The sequence below is a fragment of the Wenyingzhuangia fucanilytica genome (genome assembly GCF_001697185.1).
GTDB lineage: Bacteria > Bacteroidota > Bacteroidia > Flavobacteriales > Flavobacteriaceae > Wenyingzhuangia > Wenyingzhuangia fucanilytica.
The window spans coordinates 1072295-1092066 of sequence record NZ_CP014224.1 but is presented as its reverse complement, the minus strand read 5'-3'; the positions used below and the strand labels follow the sequence as shown (position 1 = coordinate 1092066).

The window sequence follows — 19772 nt, the reverse complement described above, 5'->3', positions numbered from 1 at the left end:
TAACTATCAAGATGATTTCCTTATTACTTATAATCATATTTACCACCTTTTATATTTTCTATACAACTACAGAAAGAGTAAAAGTTAGCAATTCTTTAGGGATAGAAAAAAACATTAAAACCCATAAAAAACAAGCCAAAGTTATAGGTACTCTACTCTTCTTGTCTAGTTTTATTTTAGCTATATACAAATTAGGTCTTGCCTTAGGGGTTCTGTTTAACATTATTGGTTATATGACTCTTGGTGGGCTCATTGTGTTACTTGCTCCTTTACAGCTTATCAATTACAAAAACATTGGAATTGTAACTGTTTTTTTTATTCTAATAGAAATGTTTCAACAAATATCATCATTGTAAAATGCCAGCAAACCCAAAACATTTAACAGCTTCTAAATGGCAACGTTTCGCTAAAATATCTGCTGGTTTTTTAGGCGGATATTTGGTTGCTATCACTTTTCATATGGCTTTATGCTATTGGTTTAACCATGTAAACATTATTATCACCTCAACATTTACTGGTTTTATTCTTTGGGCAACCTTATTGGTTTTAGCTTTTTTAGCCAAAAACGGATGGAAAGTTTGGGGAATTTATCTCTTAATTTCACTCGCCTTTTCTGGACTTATTTACGTTAGCAAACTTTACTTTCCTATATCATAATAAAACATGGACAATAGAAAACATAATATTTTATTTCACACACATACCGTTAGTGGTATTGTTATTAGTGTGGTTTTATACGTTATTTTTTTTGCGGGTTCTTTCTCTTTTTTTAGAGATGAAATCATTAATTGGGAAAGAAATCAAAGCACAAAAGTTACCGATGGTATTCATTTTAACATCAACAAAGCTTTAGATAGCATACAAACAAACAAAACTTTGTATGGTAGAAGTGTTAGTATTGAAAAACACAGTAACGAAAGAAGATTAAATGTATCTCTTTCTGCTTCTAAAGATACTTTGGCTGCTAAAGAAACCAATGGAAGAGATTTCTTTTATTTGGATACTCAAGATTTTAGTCAACACCAGTATGTGAGTTCATACTCTTTAGGTGAGTTTTTATACCGATTGCATTTCTTAGCACAAATTAAATATCCTGTGGGTTATTATTTAGCTGGTTTTACCGCTTTCTTTTTCTTATTTGCTATTATCACTGGTGTGTTAGTGCATTGGAAAAAAATAGTTTCTAACTTTTACGTGTTTAGACCTATGGCTAAATTAAAAGCTTTGTGGACAGATGCCCATACAGCTTTAGGAATGATTGGTTTGCCTTTTCAGTTTGTATATGCTGTTACAGGTGCTTTTTTTATGATAAAATTATTATTGGTAGCTCCAAACGTTATGGTTATTTACAATGGAAATCAACAAGAATTGTATAAAGATTTAGGCTACACACCTACCGATTTTTCCTTCCATCAAACAAAAAACACAGAACAGGTTGATTATAATAAGTACTTAAAAAACATTCAACAACAATGGCCAAACTTTAATATTACCAAAGTATTGATTCAAAATTTTGGAGATACCAACGAACACATAACTCTTGAAGGACATACTAACAGAAATTTAAAATTTAATGGTTTTGGAAAAATAACTTACAAAACCAGTACAAATGAAGTTGTTTATGAGAAAAAACCTACTGAAACTACATCTTATTTAGAAAGTGTAAAAAACATTCTTTATAGAATTCACTATGGAGATTATGGTGGTTATTTATTAAAAATCCTCAGTTTTATATTAGGTTTAACTTCTTGTTTTGTCATTATTTCTGGAGTGATGATTTGGTTGGTAGCTAGAGATAAAAAGAATGTTCCAGAAAAAAGAAGAAGATTTAACCAAAGAGTCGTTTTAATTTACTTAGCAATTTGTTTAAGTATGTACCCAATTACAGCTTTGTCTTTTATAGCTGTTAAAGTATTTGCAGCCCAAATGAGTCAATCTTTTATTTATTCCTTTTATTTTATAGGATGGCTTATTTTTACCCTCTTTTTCATCACCAAAAAAGATATTTATTTTATCAACAAATGGACATTAAAACTAGGGAGTTACATTGGCTTATGCATTCCTATTGTTAATGGTTTTACCACTGGTAATTGGATTTGGTTGACCTTACAAAACCAACAATATCAATTATTTTTTATAGATGCTTTCTGGATTTGTTTGTCATTAACCACTTTGTGGGTTACCGCTAAACTTAAGAAATAAAAAAAGGCGATATCTAAAGTAGATATCGCCTTTTTTATTATTGATTCATTTCCATACTGTGGTCGTATTGGCAACAACCTGGTAACTCGCTATAAGAAGCTTCGTTACTCGCTACATTTTCTGTATCGTAACCAGATGCTGCAATGGCTTTTTCAATAGCGACTTGGTTGGTTTTCGTGTTATCATAACTCACTTCAATCTTTTTCTTTTCTACGCTCCAATTGGCCGCTACTACTCCCTCTACATCTTTAGCTGCTGTTTCTATAGTGTGTTTACACATGGCACAATTTCCACGTACTCCAACATTCATACTTGTTGTATTTTCACTCACTACAACTTCTTTTTTTTCTGATTTGTTTCCACAACTCACTACTGTCATCAAGCCTATAAATAAGGCACTTAAAACTAATTTTCTCATTTTACTATTATTTATGTTATTTATTATTAATGATTCATATGCATTCCTTGCATGTCCGAAGATTTACTTTTATCAGTGTTCATCATCGATTTTTTTCCTTGTAATTGTGCTGCCGCATCAACAGTAAAAGTTCCTTGGGTTACAATTTCTTCTCCATTTTTTAATCCGTATAAAACAATATAATTATTCCCAATTTTGTTACCTAAAGTCACTTCTCTTAATTCAAAAGTAGGTTGCTCTTTGTTTACCTTTACATAGACTACAGATCTTTTTCCTGTCCATAAAACCGAAGTCTCTGGTATCTGAATTTGATTAGAAACTTCTGTTTTATTTTTAATTTTCCCCTCTGCAAACATTCCAGGTTTTAGTGTCTTATTTTTATTATTTAACACCACTCTTAAACTTACCGTTCTTGTTTGCTCATTTAAAACAGGATCTATAAAACTTACTTTTCCTTTCATTGTTTTTTGTTGATTTGATGGAATAACCACTTCAATTTCTTGGCCAACTTTAAACAGAGATAATTGATTTTCATACACATCAAAATTTGCCCAAACCGTGCTTAAATCTGCTACTTTTAAAATAGGTTTTCCCATCATAATATGTGCTCCTAAATCCACCAAAATATCGGTAACTGTTCCTGCTACATGTGCATAAATCAACATATTAGTTTTTACCTTACCTGTTTTCTCAATTTCATCTAATTGATGCTCGTGGATGTACCAATTTTTAAATTTATTTCTCACAGCATTGTACAACGCTGGTTGCGTGTTCTTGGTTTTAGCAGCAATAATTAATTCTTGTTGAGCAGTAATCAACTCTGGAGCATATACTTCTGCCACTGGCTGACCTTTTTTAACTACTTGTCCTAAAGAAGTAACATAGAGTTTTTCTACACGACCATCAAAATGAGCAGATTGAGTAGAGGTTTTATCTTGATTTTCCGAAATCAATCCAGATAACACGATATCTTGATTCCCTGATTCACTATTTTCCACTACAGTAGTTTCTATAGCTGCCAAAGCCATGGCATTTTTTGTTAATTGAAATTGGTTCGGATTTACCTCTTCTTTACTCATGGTTGTGGGAATTAAATCCATTCCACAAATAGGACAATCTCCAGGTTCAGTTTTCATGATATTAGGATGCATGGAACAAGTCCACATTTGATTTTCCATCTCCTTTTCTTCTGAACCGTGTTCGTGCTTTTCGGTTGTATTAGAATGACCGAACAACAGCCAACCTAACAAAACTCCTATAACAAGAATTACTATGTATATACTATATTTTTTCATTGTTAAAATTTTAAATAAATAGCATCGTCAATGCCATCATAATCATAATTGTATTTTCTATAAAAGTGGCTTCTGTCATTGGTAAATTTAAAGCTGTACCTAAACAAGCACATTTTATGGCTTTTTTATCTAACAATGTTTTTACCACTCCATAGGTGGTAGCACCTAAAATAACGAGTGTTACAACAAGCGCTAAAGGAATTTCCACCCTAAATAAAAACAACAATCCTAAAGCGGTTTCTATAAAAGGATACACCCAACCATAAACTCCAATCCTTTTGGCAATAGGATCGTACATTTTAAAAGAGTCTGGAAATCCTTTTAAATCTAAAAACTTAAAAAAACTAAACACTATATAAAAAAGCCCCATATAGTTTAGCATTACATTTTTAAACTCCCAATTTTTATACTCCATTAAATTACTTGCCACAGCAATGTAAAACAGAATTAAAAACAATGGTTTTAACTGTTGCCATTTGCTTTTTTGCTCAGTAAAACTAATAGTTTCTGTGTGTATGCTTTCTTTTTCTGTAATAGCATATTTATCTGGAAGCACATTTTTTAATGCCGTTACAGAAAAAAGCTTTTCTGAATCTATTTCCAATTCTCCTTTTTCCAAATTCGCTTTTACGCTCTTAACTCCATCAATATTGCTTATTTTTTCTTCTACACTTGCTACACATCCGTTACAAGTCATACCTTTTATATTATATGTTTTTTTCATTTTTACTTACTTAAATAATTAATAACTGTTTCTGCCATAAAGTATTTTTTTAAAGCTGCGATCTGATTCATTTGAAATTTTAACTGCAACTGTTGTAGTTCTAATACTTCATAAAAATCTATATTTTCTGTCTCATATTTTTTGATGAGAATTTCTTCTGCATTTTTTGTTTTGATAATATTTTGTAACTGTAAATCGTAACTTTTTTTAGCAGATGTTTTTTGATGCACCGCCTTGCTTAATAAAGTCTCTAACTTATTTTGTCTCTCTCTTTTCTGTGATACAATCTCTTTTTGTGCCAATTGATTTTGTTTGGTTTTAGAACTGTATTTTTTATTAAAAATGGGAATAGACAACGTTACCATAGGCATTAAAATATCTTTACCATTATCAGCCAAAGTCATATTAGGTCTTTCTGTAACCGATATATAATCCAAACCAATACCAAGCATAGGTGCTTTGTTTTTTTGATTTAGCAATTCTGATTTTTCTACCGAGGCATATAACTTATCAAACTTAATTAACTCAGGATGAATATTTAATGAATCCAAAACCACATGCTCTTGTTTTGGAATTTTTAGAGTATCTACTACAGTAATTCCATCGGAACTATTTCTATTTAACAATTTTGAAAATGCCGTTTTTTCAGATTGATATGTTTCCAACAACTCTTGTTTTAAAGCTATCAATTCATTTTCTCTCATCTGAATTCTTAACACTTGTACTGCAGTTGCTTTGCCAGATTCTACAGAAGCCAAAGCCATGGTTTCGTATACTTTTAAGAGAGCTAAATTTTCATCAATAATTTTATTTTGCTCTTTTAAAGTGTATAAGCTGTAATAAGATTGATGTACGTCTGAAACCAATTTTCTTTGTGCAATGGCAATATCTTCATAAGATACTTCTGCTACAGCATTTGCATAATTTTCTCTAGAAGTTATGGTTCCAAACCAAGGAAACATTTGTTTTACAGACACTTTAAAGTCTTGTGCTCCTACTCTTGTTTCTGGCTTGCTTACAAAATACCCTAGTCCAAATTCAGTGTTTGGAATATTATCCACTTCATTTGTTTTTTCTTGCATCAACTTGTGCTTCCACTCAAACCTTTTAATGGTTGGATTGTTCTCTAAAGCTTCTGAAACATAAGATTCTATGTTTTGAGCAGTGGCTAAGGGAATAGTGAATAGTGTAAAACATAAAGTAAAAAGTGACAAATACTTAATTTTTAAATCCTTTATGTATTTTATTTTTTTCATTCTTTTATCATTTTTATTATTCGAATTTCGATAATCGATCATCGAAACTCGGTATTATAAACTCAAAATTTATCGCTGATTTTTCACTTTTAGTTTTCCATTCTTCAACTGAACTTCTTTCCTCCAGCTAAACAATACAGGAACTATAAAATAAGAGGTAATGTCTATAACCATTCCTCCAAAACTTGGAATTGCCATGGGAATCATAATATCGCTTCCTCGTCCTGTAGAAGTCAACACTGGTAACAGAGCCAAAACAGTGGTAACAGTAGTCATTAAACAAGGTCTAATTCTTTTTTCTGCTGCAAACATTGCCGACTCTCGAATTTCTTTAATCGTTGTCGGTTTATTTTTATCAAAAGTTTGGGTTAAATACGTGGCCATTACCACCCCATCATCGGTAGCAATTCCAAACAGAGCAATAAATCCTACCCAAACAGCCACACTTAAATTGATGGTTTTCATGTTGAACAAATCACGAATGTTTTCTCCAAAAAAATTGAAGTTTAAAAACCAATCTTGACCATACAACCACAACATAATAAAACCACCTGCAAAAGCTACCGAAATACCTGTAAACACCATAAAGGACGTAGCTACAGATTTGAACTGAAAATACAGAATCAAGAAAATAATAAACAAAGCCAATGGTACTACAAAAGACAAGGTTTTTTCTGCTCTTAACTGATTCTCATACGTTCCTGTAAACTGATAGCTCATTCCTTTAGGAACGGTTAAAGTACCTGAGTCTATTTTTTGTTGAATTAAACGTTGTGCATTTTCTACCACATTGGTTTCTGCAAATCCGTTTTGTTTATCAAACAATACATACCCCACTAAAAAAGTATCTTCACTTTTAATTACTTGTGGTCCTTGTTCATATTTTATGCTTGCCAATTGGCTTAACGGAACTGGTTTTCCGTTCTCTATTGGAATGTAAATATTTTTTAAATCTTCAGGATGAGATCTTAATTCTCTAGGATACCTAACCCTAACTCCATAACGCTCTCTACCTTCTACGGTTTGCGTAATTTCCATTCCGCCAACAGCCACTTGTAATATTTCTTGAACCTGATCTATTGTTACACCATATCGGGCAATTTTTTCTCTGTCAATATTTATCAACAAATAAGGTTTCCCCACAATTCTATCCGCAAAAACAGCCTCTTTTTTTACTCCTTCTGACTCTTTTAAAATAGTTTCTAATTGCTCTCCAAAAGCTTGAATTTCTTGTAAACTATTCCCTTTTACTTTAATTCCCATAGGAGCTCTCATTCCTGTTTGCAACATGACCAAACGAGTTTCTATAGGTTGTAATTTGGGAGCCGATGTAATTCCTGGTAATTGGGTTGCTTGTACAATTTCATTCCAAATATCATCAGGAGAAGTAATTTGTGTTCTCCAATTTCTATAATAATCACCATCTTCATCAGGAATCAATTCATTTTCATCAACAAAAGATGCATATTTTGATTGATGGACTTCTTTAAACTTATCACTTCCATCAGTAGCCAAACCTCCATTTTTTAATACAAAAAATCCATTTTCATCAACTTTATATTTTTGACGTTTCCCTTGATGATTTAGCTGATATTCGGTTTTATATTGAATAATATTCTCGTACATAGACAAAGGAGCTAGATCTAAAGAAGATTCTGTTCTACCCGCTTTACCAACCACAGTTTCAATTTCAGGAATATTGGCTACAGCCATGTCTAATTGCTGTAATACTCGCTTATTTTCTTCAATACCTGCATGCGGCATAGAAGTTGGCATTAATAAAAAAGAACCCTCGTTTAAAGATGGCATAAACTCTTTACCCGTGTTTTTCATAATGATGAAACCACAAATAACAATGGTGGTAGGAATACTTAAAAACAAGAGTTTGTGAGATAAAGCCCAAGCCAAAATTGTGCTATAATATTTTCTTAATAAGGCAAAAACACCTAAAATTCCAAAACAAATAATGGCTACAAAAAGAAAGTTTAAAAACAAATTTTTATTAACTCCCAAAGGTCTCCAAAACTCAGTTAACAAAACCACAATGGTAATGCTGATGATATAAAGATGTAATTTACTAACTAAGTTGTTTGATAGTTTATTAAACAAATTCAACAAAGTAATAATAGCAAATGCCATCAATGCAAATCCTAAATAAGTTCCATAAACAACACCTACAAAACCAATAATAAACAGCAAAAACTGGATACCTTTTTGTAGATTCTTTTTAATTTCTGTTTTCTTAAATAAATAAGCAGCAAATGGAGGAATTAAAAACAAAGCCACTATTAACGATGCCGTAAGTGCAAAGGTTTTGGTAAAGGCCAAAGGTCTAAACAGTTTTCCTTCGGCACCAATCATGGTAAAAACAGGGACAAAACTAATAATGGTGGTTAACACTGCCGTAACAATAGCTCCTGAAACTTCTGTAGTAGCGTTGTAAACAATCGTGTTGATAGATAGTTTTCGATGGTCGATGGTCGATGGTCGGTTTTCACTTTTATCTCTTTCCTCATCAATATGTCTAATAATATTTTCTGATAAAATTACCCCAACATCAACCATGGTTCCAATGGCAATGGCAATTCCAGATAAAGCCACAATATTGGCATCAACACCAAAGAATTTCATAGCTATAAAAACCATTAATACCGCCACGGGTAGCAATCCAGAAATTAACACAGAGGCTCTTAAATTATTTACCATAACCACAATTACCAGAATGGTAATTAAAATTTCTAAAGTCAACGCTTCGTTTAACGTTCCTAAAGTTTCCTGAATTAATTCAGATCGATCATAAAAAGGCACAATAGTTAACTGAGAAGTTCTTCCATCTTTTAACACTTTTGATGGCAACCCTTTGCTGATTTCTTTAATTTTTTCTTTGGTATTATTAATCACCTCTAGCGGATTGGCCCCATAACGAGCAGTAACAACTCCCCCAACAACCTCTGCTCCTTCTTTGTCTAAAATTCCTCTACGAGCAGCCGGACCTAAATGAACTTTAGCAATGTCTTTTACTCTAATAGATTTAAAATCTTTAGAAGTCACCACTGCATTTTCTATATCACTAATAGATTTTACGTACCCCAAACCACGAACCAAATACTCTACTTTATTAATTTCTAAAGTTTGTGCTCCAATCTCTTTATTACTTTGCTTAACCGCTTTTACCACGGCCTGTAAATTGATATTGTATTGTCTTAACAATTCTGGTTGTACATCAATTTGATATTCTTGTACATAACCACCAATAGAAGCCACTTCTGAAACACCACTTGCCGATGACAAAGCATATTTTACGTAATAATCTTGTGTGCTGCGCAGTTCTTGTAAATTCCATCCGCCTGTTACATTTCCATCCTGGTCTCTACCTTCTAAAGTATACCAAAACACTTGACCTAAACCAGTAGCATCTGGGCCTAAAGCGGGTTTTACTTCAGCGGGTAATAATCCGCTTGGTAAAGAGTTTAATTTTTCTAAAATTCTACTTCTGCTCCAATAAAATTCTACATCTTCTTCAAAAATGATGTAAATACTAGAAAAGCCAAACATAGAGGAACTACGAATGGTTTTTACTCCAGGAATTCCCATTAAAGAAGTAGTTAAAGGATACGTAATTTGATCTTCTATATCTTGAGGAGATCTTCCGTTCCATTGGGTAAAAACTATTTGTTGATTTTCTCCAATATCTGGAATGGCATCAACTGCCACAGGGTTGCTAGGTAAAATTTTGGTATCCCAACCAAAAGGAGCATTTGTAATTCCCCAACCCACAAAAACAAGTAACAATAGTACAGCTACCAACTTGTTTTCAATTAAAAATTTGATGCTTTTATTCAGCATGATTTTTTGATTTTATTATGTTAGAAATAAGTGCAAAGCGCACCAATAAATCATCCTTAACCTTTAATAAAAAAGGCAAAGATTAAAACTTCTAAAAAATAAAAAATCAAATAAGGTAAACCTCATCTAGCTTGTAAATAGGTTTTACAACCAGAGGTGGCGAATAATCTAAAAAAGTAAAATCTTGTTTGTTTTGATTTTTAAACAAGGATAAATATGCAGTTACAAAAGACGTAAAAAATACTTTTTGGTGTAAACTCAACGTAGTGTTTTGTGTCTGAATTTCTGTTTGTGAATCTTTGGTGATTTTTACGTCAGAACAACAAGTTTTTTTTGTGATCTGAGTAATTCCTTCCGAATTTTGAACATCACTACAACATTGTTTTACATTTTGCAACACCGTAACTGCTGAAATTTTTTCTCCACAAAAATGCATGGTTAGCGTAACCGATACTGTAGAAAAAACTACAATAAAGGCTAAAACAACGGCCATGTATTTGTGAAAACTATTTTTCATGATGTTACAAAGTTATGAAATTTTGTGATTGGTATTACAAAATTGAAACAATTACAGAACTCTATTCATAAAAATCACTTTATTCATTTTAATTTTTCATTGTACTAAAAGCTCCCTCTTAAATTATTATTATCAGATTCGGCTAGATTTTGTACTGTACCAAAATCGGCTAGATTTAAAAACAAACAACTAGGCTGAAGTTTTTTATTTCTTTGATTTAACAAAACCATCCCGAAGCTTTAGTACAACAAGAATGGGCTACTTAATAAATACAAAACTCCAAGAAATATAGCCGTTATTGAGTTTTCGTACTTATTTTATTAAGTAATTTGTCGGTGTTTTTCCAAAATGTTTTTTAAAAGTAACTATAAATGAACTCACGTTTTCATATCCTAAATCAAACGCAATTTCTTTTACACTCTTATTTTCTCCTAACTGTTTAACCGCTTCCATTAATTTTAATCGCATTTTCCAGTCTCCAAAACTCATTCCCAGTTCTTTATTAAACAACCTAGATAAAGTTCTTGGACTAACAGATGATTTACTTGCATAATATTCAATGGTATATTTATTTGATAAATCACTCATTAGAGCATCTAATACTGTCTTTATTCTTTTGTCTTGACTGGTTGGTAAAAAAGTTTTACTTGGTTGCAAATTAGAGAGTTCACCAAAAAAAACTTCGATAATTCTATTTTGTTGTTGTGTAAATATATTTGGATTAGAAAAGGAAATTATTTTTTCTAAGATACTTTTTAAAAAATCTGAGGTTTCAAAAGCAAAACTACCTTTTGGTAAATTTTCTAACTTAGATTTATCTATAAAAGCAGTTTTAACTTTTACATTATTAGGAAAATAAACTTGATGTTCCTCATTACTAGCAATCCAAACACTTTGTAAAGAATTAACTATCCAAATATTATTTTTTGTAACAACTTCCATAATACCTGTATCACATGATATAAGTTGAGCTCTAGGATGTGCGTGTGAATTTGCACATTTTGAATTTTCAATATATTCTGAATATGTCGTGACAGGACGTAATTTATTTACCTCAAAACCATAATCTACTTTAATATTTGTCTTGTAATCAATATTCATTGTCCAAATATAGTAATTAAGACTTAGTGATAAGTTTTGAACTTTGTAGAAAATTAAAATATTAAATTTATGAACAGTAAAAAACACAATGAAAACATTGTAGAGCAATTTTCTAAACAAGCAAGCGGTTATAGTGCGATAAATTCACATAGCGATGCTTTGGAAAAATTAATTTCAATAACATCAGCTTCAAAAAATGATGAAGTTTTAGATATTGCTTGTGGATCAGGTATTGTCTCGTGCGAGTTTGCCAAACACACCAATCATGTAACAGGTATTGATATGACTCAAGGAATGCTTGATGAAGCAAAAAAATTACAGACAAAATTTAATCTTAAAAACCTTACTTGGCAAATAGGAGATGTAGAGAATTTACCTTATGATGATAACAGTTTTTCAATAGTAGTTTCTAGATTTGGTTTTCATCATTTTTTAAACCCTCTTAAAGTTTTGTCTGAAATGAAAAGAGTCTGTAAACCAGATGGAGTAGTTATAGTTGTTGATGTTTCTTTACCAGACACTAAAATTAAAAAATACAATGAAATGGAGAAAAATAGGGATTGTTCTCATGTTGCCGCACTTTCATTAACTGAATTTTCTCGTCTTTTTGAAAAAATAGGTTTTAAAAATGTTAATACTGATTTTTATTCAATGAAAATTGAACTTAATGAACAACTACAAGCATCGTTTCCGAGTGATTCTACAGCTCTAAAAAACATGATTATTGCAGATGTTGGTATAGATGATTTAGGAATAAATGTCATAGAAATTAATGGTCAGTATTTTCTACATTATCCGATTCAAATATTTTATGCAAAAAAATAATGAATTAAGAGTCCTTTTGTATAAACGGGCTCTTTTTTCGTATAAAACACATCACCTCCTACGTAAACTAATCATATGTTTGATTTAACTTTTCTAATGGATAATTAGGGTCATTATACCTTACTTTTTTTAATTTCTTCTCCATCTTTTTTACCATATTAGGATGTTTTATAGCCAAGTTATTTTGCTCACTAACATCAGTTTTTAAATGGTACAGCTCTGTTGGAGATTGATATTTTTTAACGATTTTATATTCCCCCATGATCAATGCTTGAACAGGACCTTTTATTTCATTAAACTCCCAATAAAAATAATCGTGTTTTTTTTGATGATGCTTTCCTAATAAAGTAGGCTTCAAAGAAATCCCATCAGTGTCTTTGGTTGATGAAACACCTGCCAAATCGCAAAAAGTAGGAAGTAAATCCCAAAAAGCTGCTCTATGACTTGTTGTAGTGTTTTGAGGAATAACTCCAGTCCATCTTGCTACAAATGGCACTCGTAAACCTCCTTCGTACAAATCTCTTTTTTTTCCTTTAAAAGGCCCGTTGCTATTAAAAAACTCATCATTTAAATCATCATACATATGTCCGTTATCGCTAGTAAAAATAACCAAGGTATTTTCTTCAATCCCCATATTTTTTAACAAATCCAACAACTCACCTATTTGAGTATCTAACCTACTTACCATTCCTGCATAACTTACATGTGTATTTGTATCATGTAAATACCTATGATGTTTGATATTTCTAATAGGCCATCCTAAGTTTTTATAAGGTTCTTTTGAATCTTCGGGTACTGTAATTTCAAAATGAGGGGTGGTATAAGCTAAGTATAAAAAGAAAGGTTGCTCCTTAGTTGATGTGATAAAACTTTTAGCTTGATCTGTAAAATTATCTTGTATATAATGTTTTTCTTTTAATTTAAAATTGTTCCCTTCAATTCTCGTTTTAACATCATTAATCCAAATAGAATCTGGATAATAGTGATGAGCTCCTATATGTGTATTGAAACCATAAAACTCATCAAAACCTTGTTTGTTCGGTTTTCCTTCATCTAAATTTTCGGCTAAGCCCCACTTCCCTATAACTCCTGTTCTATAACCAGCTTCTTTTAATTTTTCTGCAACGGTAATGTCTTTTGCAATAATATCTATAGGCTTTCCGGTTTCGTTCCAATTAACATTCCCTCTAACTCTTGTGTGCCCAGTATGCTTACCTGTCATTAAACTTACCCTTGAAGGAGTACAAACAGTACTTCCTGCATAAAAACTTTTAAACACCATTCCTTGTTTGGCCAAAGCATCAATAACAGGAGTTTTAATTTTGGTTTGCCCATTATAACCAACATCACCCCATCCTAAATCATCGGCAACAATTAATAAAATATTGGGTTTGTTTTGTGCAGTTAGTACATTAATAAAACAGAAATAAAGAATAAACTGTAAGAATTTCATTTAGAGTGTTTTTAGGGGTTGAGTACACAATATATAAAATCTTTTGAAAGAATTATTAAACATAAAAAGCCTCAAACTTAAATTTGAGGCTTATCTTTTTCATCACAATATTCTATTCTCTATTTTGATGAATCATCTTTTTTACCTTTAACTCTAAACATAAGTGGTAAAGAAAATAACATATTTACTTTTTTACCATTTTGAGTAGCTGACTCCATTTGTGGTAATCCCTCCAAAGTTCTTATAAACTCATCTTTCAACTCTTGTTGTTCTCCTTTTACTCTAATATCAGTAACTTTTCCATTGGTGTCAATTTTAAACATGGCTGCCATTTTTTGTACACCTACAAGCCCTAATTCTTCGGCCAACCCTATATTAAAATTTTTAGCTATAAACTTGTTTACATTTTTACTAAAACACTTTTTTAAATCTTCAACCTCTTCACAACCTGGAAAAACTGCTGAGTTTTCTATGTCTGCAAAGGGTACATCTTCGTATAGATTTTGCTGGATAATTAACTCATTACTCTGATTTTCATTTTTATCTACAACTATTTTTTTACTTTTACAAGAAGTGTAAAACAACATCCCCATCATTACAGGAATAATAAACGCATACTTTAACCTTGCGGTAGATTTTGATTCTTTTTTTGTGATCATGGCAATTCTTTTTTTGATTAATGATTTTTTATAAAATGTATTAACAAACGATAGTTCTGGTGCTTTAAACAATTGTGTTAGCATGTTTTTACAATAGTTCTGTTTTCCTGTATTTTGTATCATTTGTTTATCTACAATAAATTCGTGTAAAGACTTTATTTCTTTTTGATATTGATATACCAAAGGATTATACCAGCATATTACACGCTGTATTTCAAAAAACAATAAATCTAAACTGTGTTTTTGTTTTACATGAATCAATTCATGCTGTAATACTATATTTCTTTCTTCTTCTTTTAATTGGTCTCCCATAAAAATCCACTTGAAAAATGAAAAAGTATCATCACTATTTTCTATGACTACAATTTTATAGGTTTCTTTGTCAATTATTTCATTCCTTTTTATAAGCTTATTTATCTTATATAGTTTTGTTATAAACATCAATAACATAATAATACTTACTAGTAAAGGAATATACCACCAATACCATATAAACAAATCAGCATTTGTAGAATTAACAACATCTTGAGTATTATCTCCAATAAAAACTGTTGGCAACATATTTACCACGTTTACATTAGAAATATCGGTTTTAAAAACCTCTAACTTTATAAATGGTAAAACATATGACAATAAAGAGGTTGTTAACAAATACAATCTATTATAATTAAAAAAAGTCTCTTTTTTAAGTATGTAATACAAGCCTAAGAACATGGCTTGAAATAAAATAACTTCTATCATGTATGCCATAACTATTCTTTTTTGTTGTTGATTTCTTTCAATAGAGATTCTATATCAGAAACGTCTACATCATTTTTATCTACAAAAAATGACACCATACTTTTAAAAGAACCTTGAAAATAATTATTCACTAGCTGATTGATAGATTGATTACTGTAATCATTTTTTTGTAAAACAGGAAAATACAAGTGTGACTTCCCCTTTTTCTCATAATCTACATAACCTTTATTTTCTAAAATTCTAACAATAGTAGAAACCGTGTTGTATGCCGGTTTAGGATCAGGAAATTCTTTAATTAGTGCTTTTACACTAGACTTTTTTAAACGCCAAAGAATTTGCATTACTTCTTCTTCTGCTTTGGTAAGTGTTTTCATATCATTTAATTTTTAACAAACATAAACTAAAATTTTAGTTTAAACTAATCTTTTAGTTTAAAAGATAAAAACAAATAAAAAAACCTGTACTATAATCAGTACAGGTTTAACTTATTTAAAAAAAAATTATACTATAGTCACAATATCATTATCAATAGTAACTATTTTAGATAGTCTTTTTTGCTCTTCAGCTCCAGGAATAAAACAACATCCAGCCTTATCTACAGTATATAGAATTTGAAGGCTAATGGTCTCTACATCATTTTCTATTTTTTGACTATAAACAGACACCTCTATATTATCTATATTAGGCCAACCTCCATCAGACACAAATTCACTCACCTTTATTTGATGAATATTGTTTTGTACCAATTGTTTTATTTCTAATTGGGTATGCATTAATTTACAAAATGATATAAGAAAACAATATCAGCATCTAAAGCTGTTTTTCTTTCTCCTTCTATTTCTATGTTAATAGAAAGTACGGCTTTAGAAATACCTCTTAAATTTTCTATTGATTTTAATTTGGTTCTTAGTCTTACTTTACTGTCAACAGTAACCGGTTTATTAAATCTTAATTTTTCAACACCATAGTTCACTAACATTTTACTGTTGTTTACCTCTATGATTTGTTCCCACAAATATGGCATTAATGATAAGGTTAAATAACCATGAGCAATAGGAGTACCAAAAGGACCTTCTTTAGCTTTTTCAGCATCACAATGAATCCATTGGTGATCTAAAGTTGCATCTGCAAATTGATTAATTCTATCTTGTGGAATTGCTAAATATTCTGAAACTCCAATTTCTTTCCCCTCATACGCTTTAAAATCTTCAAAGCTATTGATAATTACTTTTGCCATTAATTAACTTTATTATTGTGTAAATCTCAAATTTACGTTTTTATATCATTTATTTCTCTAATCCTCTAATAAATTATGTAACCATGCATATTGTAACAATATTAGGGTTTTAGCATCGTTAAATTCATTGTTTTCTATCGCTTGTTTTACTTCGGTAAAATTCATCTCAAAAACAATAATATCTTCTTGCTCATCGTTTAAACCGCCGCCTTTAGCAACTTTCATACTCTCATCGTATTCTGCAACAAACATATGTGTTATTTCAGTTACAGCTCCTGGAGTCATAAAACAATGTCTAACTTTTTTAACTTTTGGAACTCTATAACCTGTCTCCTCTTCTATTTCTCTAATAATACAAGTTTCTGGATCGTCTTTATCTAACATTCCAGCAGGAACTTCTGTAACAATTCCAGAAGCAACTCCATTTATATAAGCTGGCATTCTAAATTGTTTTGTTAAAAGCACTTTTTTGGTTTGCTTATTATACATAAAAACTGCAGCTCCATCACCTTTGTCATAAACCTCTCTTACCTGTTCTTCTGTTCTACCGTCTGTACGAGTATATTGATATGAAAACAATTTTAAAGGTTTCCATTTATTGGATAGTATCTTTTCTTTTATATCTGATATTTTCATCTCTATAATTTTAAATACTCATCATACAATGCTTGTAATAATGCTTTAATATTATCTTCTTTATTTTTATCGTGAAACGCTCCTTCTGGCTGATAAATCACCTTTTTTGTTTCAAGATTATAAAATACATTTTCTTTTTCACTTACCAATCCATATCCATCTTTATATACATAAAAACCAAAACCTTTTGTATTAGGGTTGAATAGATTTTTACTCCATTGATATTTCTTAGCATCTAATCCTAATTGATGTAATACTGTTGATGAAATATCTAATTGACTAGCATATTTTGGGTTTTGAACTCCTCTGTATTCTTCTTTAATTACTTCTCCAAAAAACACCAAAGGAATTCTGCTCTTATTGGCTACAAAACCATCCCATTGATTTGGTGTTGGATGACTATGATCTGCAGTAATCACAAACAAAGTATTTTTATACCATGGCTTGGTAGCTGCTACCTTAAAAAACTCTTTTAAACTTTTATCGGTATAATGTCCAGAATTGATGTATTGCTGATATCCACCTCCAAAGTTAAATACATCTTCCATTGGATAATCAAATGGAGAATGAGTGCTTAAAGTAAATGAAGCCATCATAAAAGGAGGTTTCATTTTATCTATTTCTTGAATTTTTCTCTCAAATAAATATTCATCAGCAACTCCTAATTTACCCGTAGGTATCTCATCAGAAAAATCTTCTCCTTTGATTAAATGATCAAAATGACAATTAAAAATATAATCTAAAACTTTTCCATGCTTTAAATCTCCTCCAAAAATATATCCTGTTTCATATCCATTCGCTTTAATGTCTTTAACAAAATTGGGTAATTGGGTAAATTTATCTCTTTGTGTAGCTACATTCACTTTTGGCAAAGCAGGAAAACCACTAAAAATACTAATCATTCCAACATGCGATCTTAAACCAGGAGATACTACATTCGTAAAATTATAACCGTTATGCATAATTGAATCTAATGTTGGTGTTATATTATCATAACCTCCATCGGCAGCAATTAAATCGGCAGAAAATCCTTCTAAAATAATATAAACAATATTGGGTTTTGAGGTTTTTAAAATTGAAAAAGTAGTATCCTTCTTAACCTCATATAATGCGGATATTTTTTTGTTTAACTCTTCTTTTGAAAAAAATTGATAAGGATTCTTATCTCCTATTTTTATATTAGATTCTACACTTCTCGCCAAATTAAAAGTGGAGTTCACCGCTGCAGTATTTGCAAAATCATTTTCAGAAAAATAAGCATCACTTTGATCTATAGGAGTAATTCCTGTACCCCTTAATCCTAAGAAAACAATTCCTCCTGCCAACAAGAAAAAAGGAACTGGGAGTATATAATTCTTTTTTACGTTGATATTTTTAGGAACTATTTTTTGATATAAATAATAGGACAAGACTAACATCAACAAAAATAAAACAGCTCCTGATATCAATAATCCATTAGTTGATGTTCTTAGCACTTCATCAACATCTTTTAAATAAGTTAGTGCTTTATAATTAATTTTAGTGTTCCATTCTTTGTAAATTCCTATATCTCCAATCATTATCATGGCATTAATCAAAGTAAAAATCATAACTAATGATTTTATGATATAATGAGTGACTTTATTAGGATATAAAAAGTTTAAACTCAGTAATAAAGTTGGAATCACCAAAATATAACAAGCCATTACAGTATCCACCCTCCATGCATATACAAAAGAAAGTAGGGCTTGTTTAAAAGAAATATTAAAACTGTTTAAATTGTAAACAATAAATACCATTCTAGAAATGGCATATATAACCAAAAAATATAAATAATTTTTAAGTAAATATTTTAGAGCGTTTATCATAGCATTAAAAAAGCCCAAAGATAGAAAATCTTTGAGCTTTAAATTTTAATTGTTTGATTTACTTCTATACAGAAAAATCTATCTACTGATTTCCTAAAATAATAGGCATTCCATCCTTAGAAGATCCTATTACAATTACTTTTGCATTAGGAGAATTTGCCAATTCTAAAGTAGCTTGAATTCCTTTTTCTTTTAAAATATTATCAGATAAAGAAGCATTCAAAATTTTATTTGCCGTTGCTTTTCCTTCTGCATCAATTCTTTGACGTTCTGCTTCTTTTTGAGCTTTCTGAATGGTAAACTCATATTCTAAAAACTCTTGCTCTTGTTTTAATTTCTTTTCAATTGCATTTTTAATCGTAGTTGGTAAAGTTACATCTCTTACCAAAACCTCATTTAGCTGTACAAATTGTTCATCTAATATCTTTTTTGTTTCGTCAAAAATTTCATTTTGAATAACATCTCTTTTACTAGAATAAATTTGCTCAGGTGTATATCTTCCTACTACAGAACGAGCAGCCGATCTTAAAGAAGGTAAAATTACTCTTGTTAAATAATCTTGTCCTTTTTGTTGATGTAACAATCCTAAATTCTCACTTTGTGGCATATACCAAGCACTAACTTCTAAAATAATATCTAATCCATTAGAAGATAATACTTTCATTTTTTCAAATAATTCTTGTTGACGAACTTCATAAACAAACACTTTATTCCAAGGAGCAATTAAATGAAACCCTTCTCCTAAAGCAGGTTCATCAGTTACTACTCCACCACCAAATGTTTTAAACATTACTCCTGCTTTACCAGAATCTATATTAATTGCCGATTTAGAAATAAACACCAACCCTACTACTATAATAGCAATAATAATTGGTAGTGATTTAGGAATACTTATATTTTGATTGGTCATTGTTTAACTTGATTTTATAAAAATTAATTTTTTATAATTTACGAATTCTTAAGTCCCACAACTAATGATTTTACATTTGTTTTATAGCACTTAAAAACAAAAACT

19 protein-coding genes are annotated in these 19772 nt (G+C 30.6%); 4 read left to right on the top strand and 15 right to left on the bottom strand.

From position 1 onward, the window contains the following. The first annotated feature begins 11 nt into the window (after positions 1-11). From AXE80_RS04495 to AXE80_RS04485, 3 genes are read left to right on the top strand one after another with little or no spacing between them, the layout of a single operon-like run. The gene (locus tag AXE80_RS04495) at positions 12-356 is read left to right on the top strand and encodes a hypothetical protein (protein WP_068824840.1); all 345 of its coding nucleotides are present in this window, start codon (positions 12-14) and stop codon (positions 354-356) included. A 1-nt stretch (position 357) separates the two neighbouring features. Beyond that, the gene (locus AXE80_RS04490; RefSeq protein ID WP_068824838.1) at positions 358-657 is read left to right on the top strand and encodes a hypothetical protein; all 300 of its coding nucleotides are present in this window, start codon (positions 358-360) and stop codon (positions 655-657) included. A 6-nt stretch (positions 658-663) separates the two neighbouring features. Then, the gene (locus tag AXE80_RS04485; RefSeq protein WP_068824836.1) at positions 664-2202 is read left to right on the top strand and encodes a PepSY-associated TM helix domain-containing protein; all 1539 of its coding nucleotides are present in this window, start codon (positions 664-666) and stop codon (positions 2200-2202) included. A 37-nt stretch (positions 2203-2239) separates the two neighbouring features. Here the strand turns inward: AXE80_RS04485 and AXE80_RS04480 are convergent, their stop codons facing one another. The 7 genes from AXE80_RS04480 to AXE80_RS04450 form a co-directional block, all read right to left on the bottom strand. Next, the gene (locus AXE80_RS04480) at positions 2240-2620 is read right to left on the bottom strand and encodes a heavy-metal-associated domain-containing protein (protein ID WP_068824834.1); all 381 of its coding nucleotides are present in this window, start codon (positions 2618-2620) and stop codon (positions 2240-2242) included. 26 nt (positions 2621-2646) lie between these two features. Next, on the bottom strand, positions 2647-3915 hold the full coding sequence (locus tag AXE80_RS04475) for an efflux RND transporter periplasmic adaptor subunit (protein WP_068824832.1): 1269 nt from the start codon (positions 3913-3915) through the stop codon (positions 2647-2649). Between the two features lie 10 nt (positions 3916-3925). After that, positions 3926-4639 carry a heavy metal translocating P-type ATPase gene (locus tag AXE80_RS04470; protein ID WP_068824830.1) on the bottom strand — a complete coding sequence of 238 codons (714 nt, stop codon included), beginning with the start codon at positions 4637-4639 and terminating at the stop codon, positions 3926-3928. Positions 4640-4641: 2 nt separating this feature from the next. Continuing rightward, on the bottom strand, positions 4642-5895 hold the full coding sequence (locus AXE80_RS04465; RefSeq protein WP_206208146.1) for a TolC family protein: 1254 nt from the start codon (positions 5893-5895) through the stop codon (positions 4642-4644). A gap of 69 nt (positions 5896-5964) precedes the next feature. Continuing rightward, on the bottom strand, positions 5965-9741 hold the full coding sequence (locus tag AXE80_RS04460; RefSeq protein WP_068824828.1) for an efflux RND transporter permease subunit: 3777 nt from the start codon (positions 9739-9741) through the stop codon (positions 5965-5967). A gap of 106 nt (positions 9742-9847) precedes the next feature. Beyond that, a complete protein-coding gene (locus AXE80_RS04455; RefSeq protein ID WP_068824826.1) occupies positions 9848-10258 on the bottom strand; it encodes an HYC_CC_PP family protein in 411 nt (136 codons plus the stop codon). 312 nt (positions 10259-10570) lie between these two features. Continuing rightward, positions 10571-11359 (bottom strand): AraC family transcriptional regulator, encoded by a 789-nt coding sequence (locus AXE80_RS04450; protein ID WP_068824824.1) that lies wholly within the window; start codon positions 11357-11359, stop codon positions 10571-10573. A gap of 69 nt (positions 11360-11428) precedes the next feature. Between AXE80_RS04450 and AXE80_RS04445 the strand changes: the two genes are divergently transcribed. Continuing rightward, positions 11429-12184: a class I SAM-dependent methyltransferase gene (locus tag AXE80_RS04445; protein ID WP_068824822.1), complete on the top strand. Its 756-nt coding sequence runs from the start codon at positions 11429-11431 to the stop codon at positions 12182-12184. A gap of 67 nt (positions 12185-12251) precedes the next feature. On the opposite strand, the gene AXE80_RS04440 is transcribed toward AXE80_RS04445, so the two are convergent. The 8 genes from AXE80_RS04440 to AXE80_RS04405 all read right to left on the bottom strand — a co-directional run bounded on the left by AXE80_RS04440 (position 12252) and on the right by AXE80_RS04405 (position 19667). Beyond that, complete coding sequence (locus AXE80_RS04440; protein ID WP_068824820.1) at positions 12252-13637, bottom strand: arylsulfatase; 1386 nt, start codon at positions 13635-13637, stop codon at positions 12252-12254. A 119-nt stretch (positions 13638-13756) separates the two neighbouring features. Next, the gene (locus AXE80_RS04435; RefSeq protein ID WP_068824818.1) at positions 13757-15046 is read right to left on the bottom strand and encodes a M56 family metallopeptidase; all 1290 of its coding nucleotides are present in this window, start codon (positions 15044-15046) and stop codon (positions 13757-13759) included. Between the two features lie 2 nt (positions 15047-15048). Then, positions 15049-15411, bottom strand: coding sequence for a BlaI/MecI/CopY family transcriptional regulator (locus AXE80_RS04430; RefSeq protein ID WP_068824816.1), 363 nt, complete (start codon positions 15409-15411; stop codon positions 15049-15051). Between the two features lie 126 nt (positions 15412-15537). Continuing rightward, the gene (locus tag AXE80_RS04425; protein WP_068824814.1) at positions 15538-15810 is read right to left on the bottom strand and encodes a hypothetical protein; all 273 of its coding nucleotides are present in this window, start codon (positions 15808-15810) and stop codon (positions 15538-15540) included. Next, positions 15810-16274 (bottom strand): MaoC family dehydratase, encoded by a 465-nt coding sequence (locus tag AXE80_RS04420; RefSeq protein ID WP_068824812.1) that lies wholly within the window; start codon positions 16272-16274, stop codon positions 15810-15812. The genes AXE80_RS04425 and AXE80_RS04420 overlap by 1 nt, the downstream gene beginning before the upstream one ends. Before the next feature lie 57 nt (positions 16275-16331). Next, positions 16332-16910 (bottom strand): NUDIX domain-containing protein, encoded by a 579-nt coding sequence (locus AXE80_RS04415; RefSeq protein WP_068824810.1) that lies wholly within the window; start codon positions 16908-16910, stop codon positions 16332-16334. A gap of 2 nt (positions 16911-16912) precedes the next feature. Further along, positions 16913-18688, bottom strand: coding sequence for an LTA synthase family protein (locus AXE80_RS04410; protein WP_169816813.1), 1776 nt, complete (start codon positions 18686-18688; stop codon positions 16913-16915). Positions 18689-18839: 151 nt separating this feature from the next. Continuing rightward, positions 18840-19667 (bottom strand): prohibitin family protein, encoded by an 828-nt coding sequence (locus tag AXE80_RS04405; RefSeq protein WP_068824806.1) that lies wholly within the window; start codon positions 19665-19667, stop codon positions 18840-18842. Positions 19668-19772 lie beyond the last annotated feature (105 nt).

Excerpts from the sequence above, each read along its gene's own strand:
- AXE80_RS04495 (WP_068824840.1), top strand. The coding sequence starts at position 12 with ATGATTTCCTTATTACTTATAATCATATTTACCACCTTTTATATTTTC.
- AXE80_RS04490 (WP_068824838.1), top strand. The coding sequence starts at position 358 with ATGCCAGCAAACCCAAAACATTTAACAGCTTCTAAATGGCAACGTTTC.
- AXE80_RS04485 (WP_068824836.1), top strand. The coding sequence starts at position 664 with ATGGACAATAGAAAACATAATATTTTATTTCACACACATACCGTTAGT.
- AXE80_RS04480 (WP_068824834.1), bottom strand. The coding sequence starts at position 2,620 with ATGAGAAAATTAGTTTTAAGTGCCTTATTTATAGGCTTGATGACAGTA.
- AXE80_RS04475 (WP_068824832.1), bottom strand. The coding sequence starts at position 3,915 with ATGAAAAAATATAGTATATACATAGTAATTCTTGTTATAGGAGTTTTG.
- AXE80_RS04470 (WP_068824830.1), bottom strand. The coding sequence starts at position 4,639 with ATGAAAAAAACATATAATATAAAAGGTATGACTTGTAACGGATGTGTA.
- AXE80_RS04465 (WP_206208146.1), bottom strand. The coding sequence starts at position 5,895 with ATGAAAAAAATAAAATACATAAAGGATTTAAAAATTAAGTATTTGTCA.
- AXE80_RS04460 (WP_068824828.1), bottom strand. The coding sequence starts at position 9,741 with ATGCTGAATAAAAGCATCAAATTTTTAATTGAAAACAAGTTGGTAGCT.
- AXE80_RS04455 (WP_068824826.1), bottom strand. The coding sequence starts at position 10,258 with ATGAAAAATAGTTTTCACAAATACATGGCCGTTGTTTTAGCCTTTATT.
- AXE80_RS04450 (WP_068824824.1), bottom strand. The coding sequence starts at position 11,359 with ATGAATATTGATTACAAGACAAATATTAAAGTAGATTATGGTTTTGAG.
- AXE80_RS04445 (WP_068824822.1), top strand. The coding sequence starts at position 11,429 with ATGAACAGTAAAAAACACAATGAAAACATTGTAGAGCAATTTTCTAAA.
- AXE80_RS04440 (WP_068824820.1), bottom strand. The coding sequence starts at position 13,637 with ATGAAATTCTTACAGTTTATTCTTTATTTCTGTTTTATTAATGTACTA.
- AXE80_RS04435 (WP_068824818.1), bottom strand. The coding sequence starts at position 15,046 with ATGGCATACATGATAGAAGTTATTTTATTTCAAGCCATGTTCTTAGGC.
- AXE80_RS04430 (WP_068824816.1), bottom strand. The coding sequence starts at position 15,411 with ATGAAAACACTTACCAAAGCAGAAGAAGAAGTAATGCAAATTCTTTGG.
- AXE80_RS04425 (WP_068824814.1), bottom strand. The coding sequence starts at position 15,810 with ATGCATACCCAATTAGAAATAAAACAATTGGTACAAAACAATATTCAT.
- AXE80_RS04420 (WP_068824812.1), bottom strand. The coding sequence starts at position 16,274 with ATGGCAAAAGTAATTATCAATAGCTTTGAAGATTTTAAAGCGTATGAG.
- AXE80_RS04415 (WP_068824810.1), bottom strand. The coding sequence starts at position 16,910 with ATGAAAATATCAGATATAAAAGAAAAGATACTATCCAATAAATGGAAA.
- AXE80_RS04410 (WP_169816813.1), bottom strand. The coding sequence starts at position 18,688 with ATGGTATTTATTGTTTACAATTTAAACAGTTTTAATATTTCTTTTAAA.
- AXE80_RS04405 (WP_068824806.1), bottom strand. The coding sequence starts at position 19,667 with ATGACCAATCAAAATATAAGTATTCCTAAATCACTACCAATTATTATT.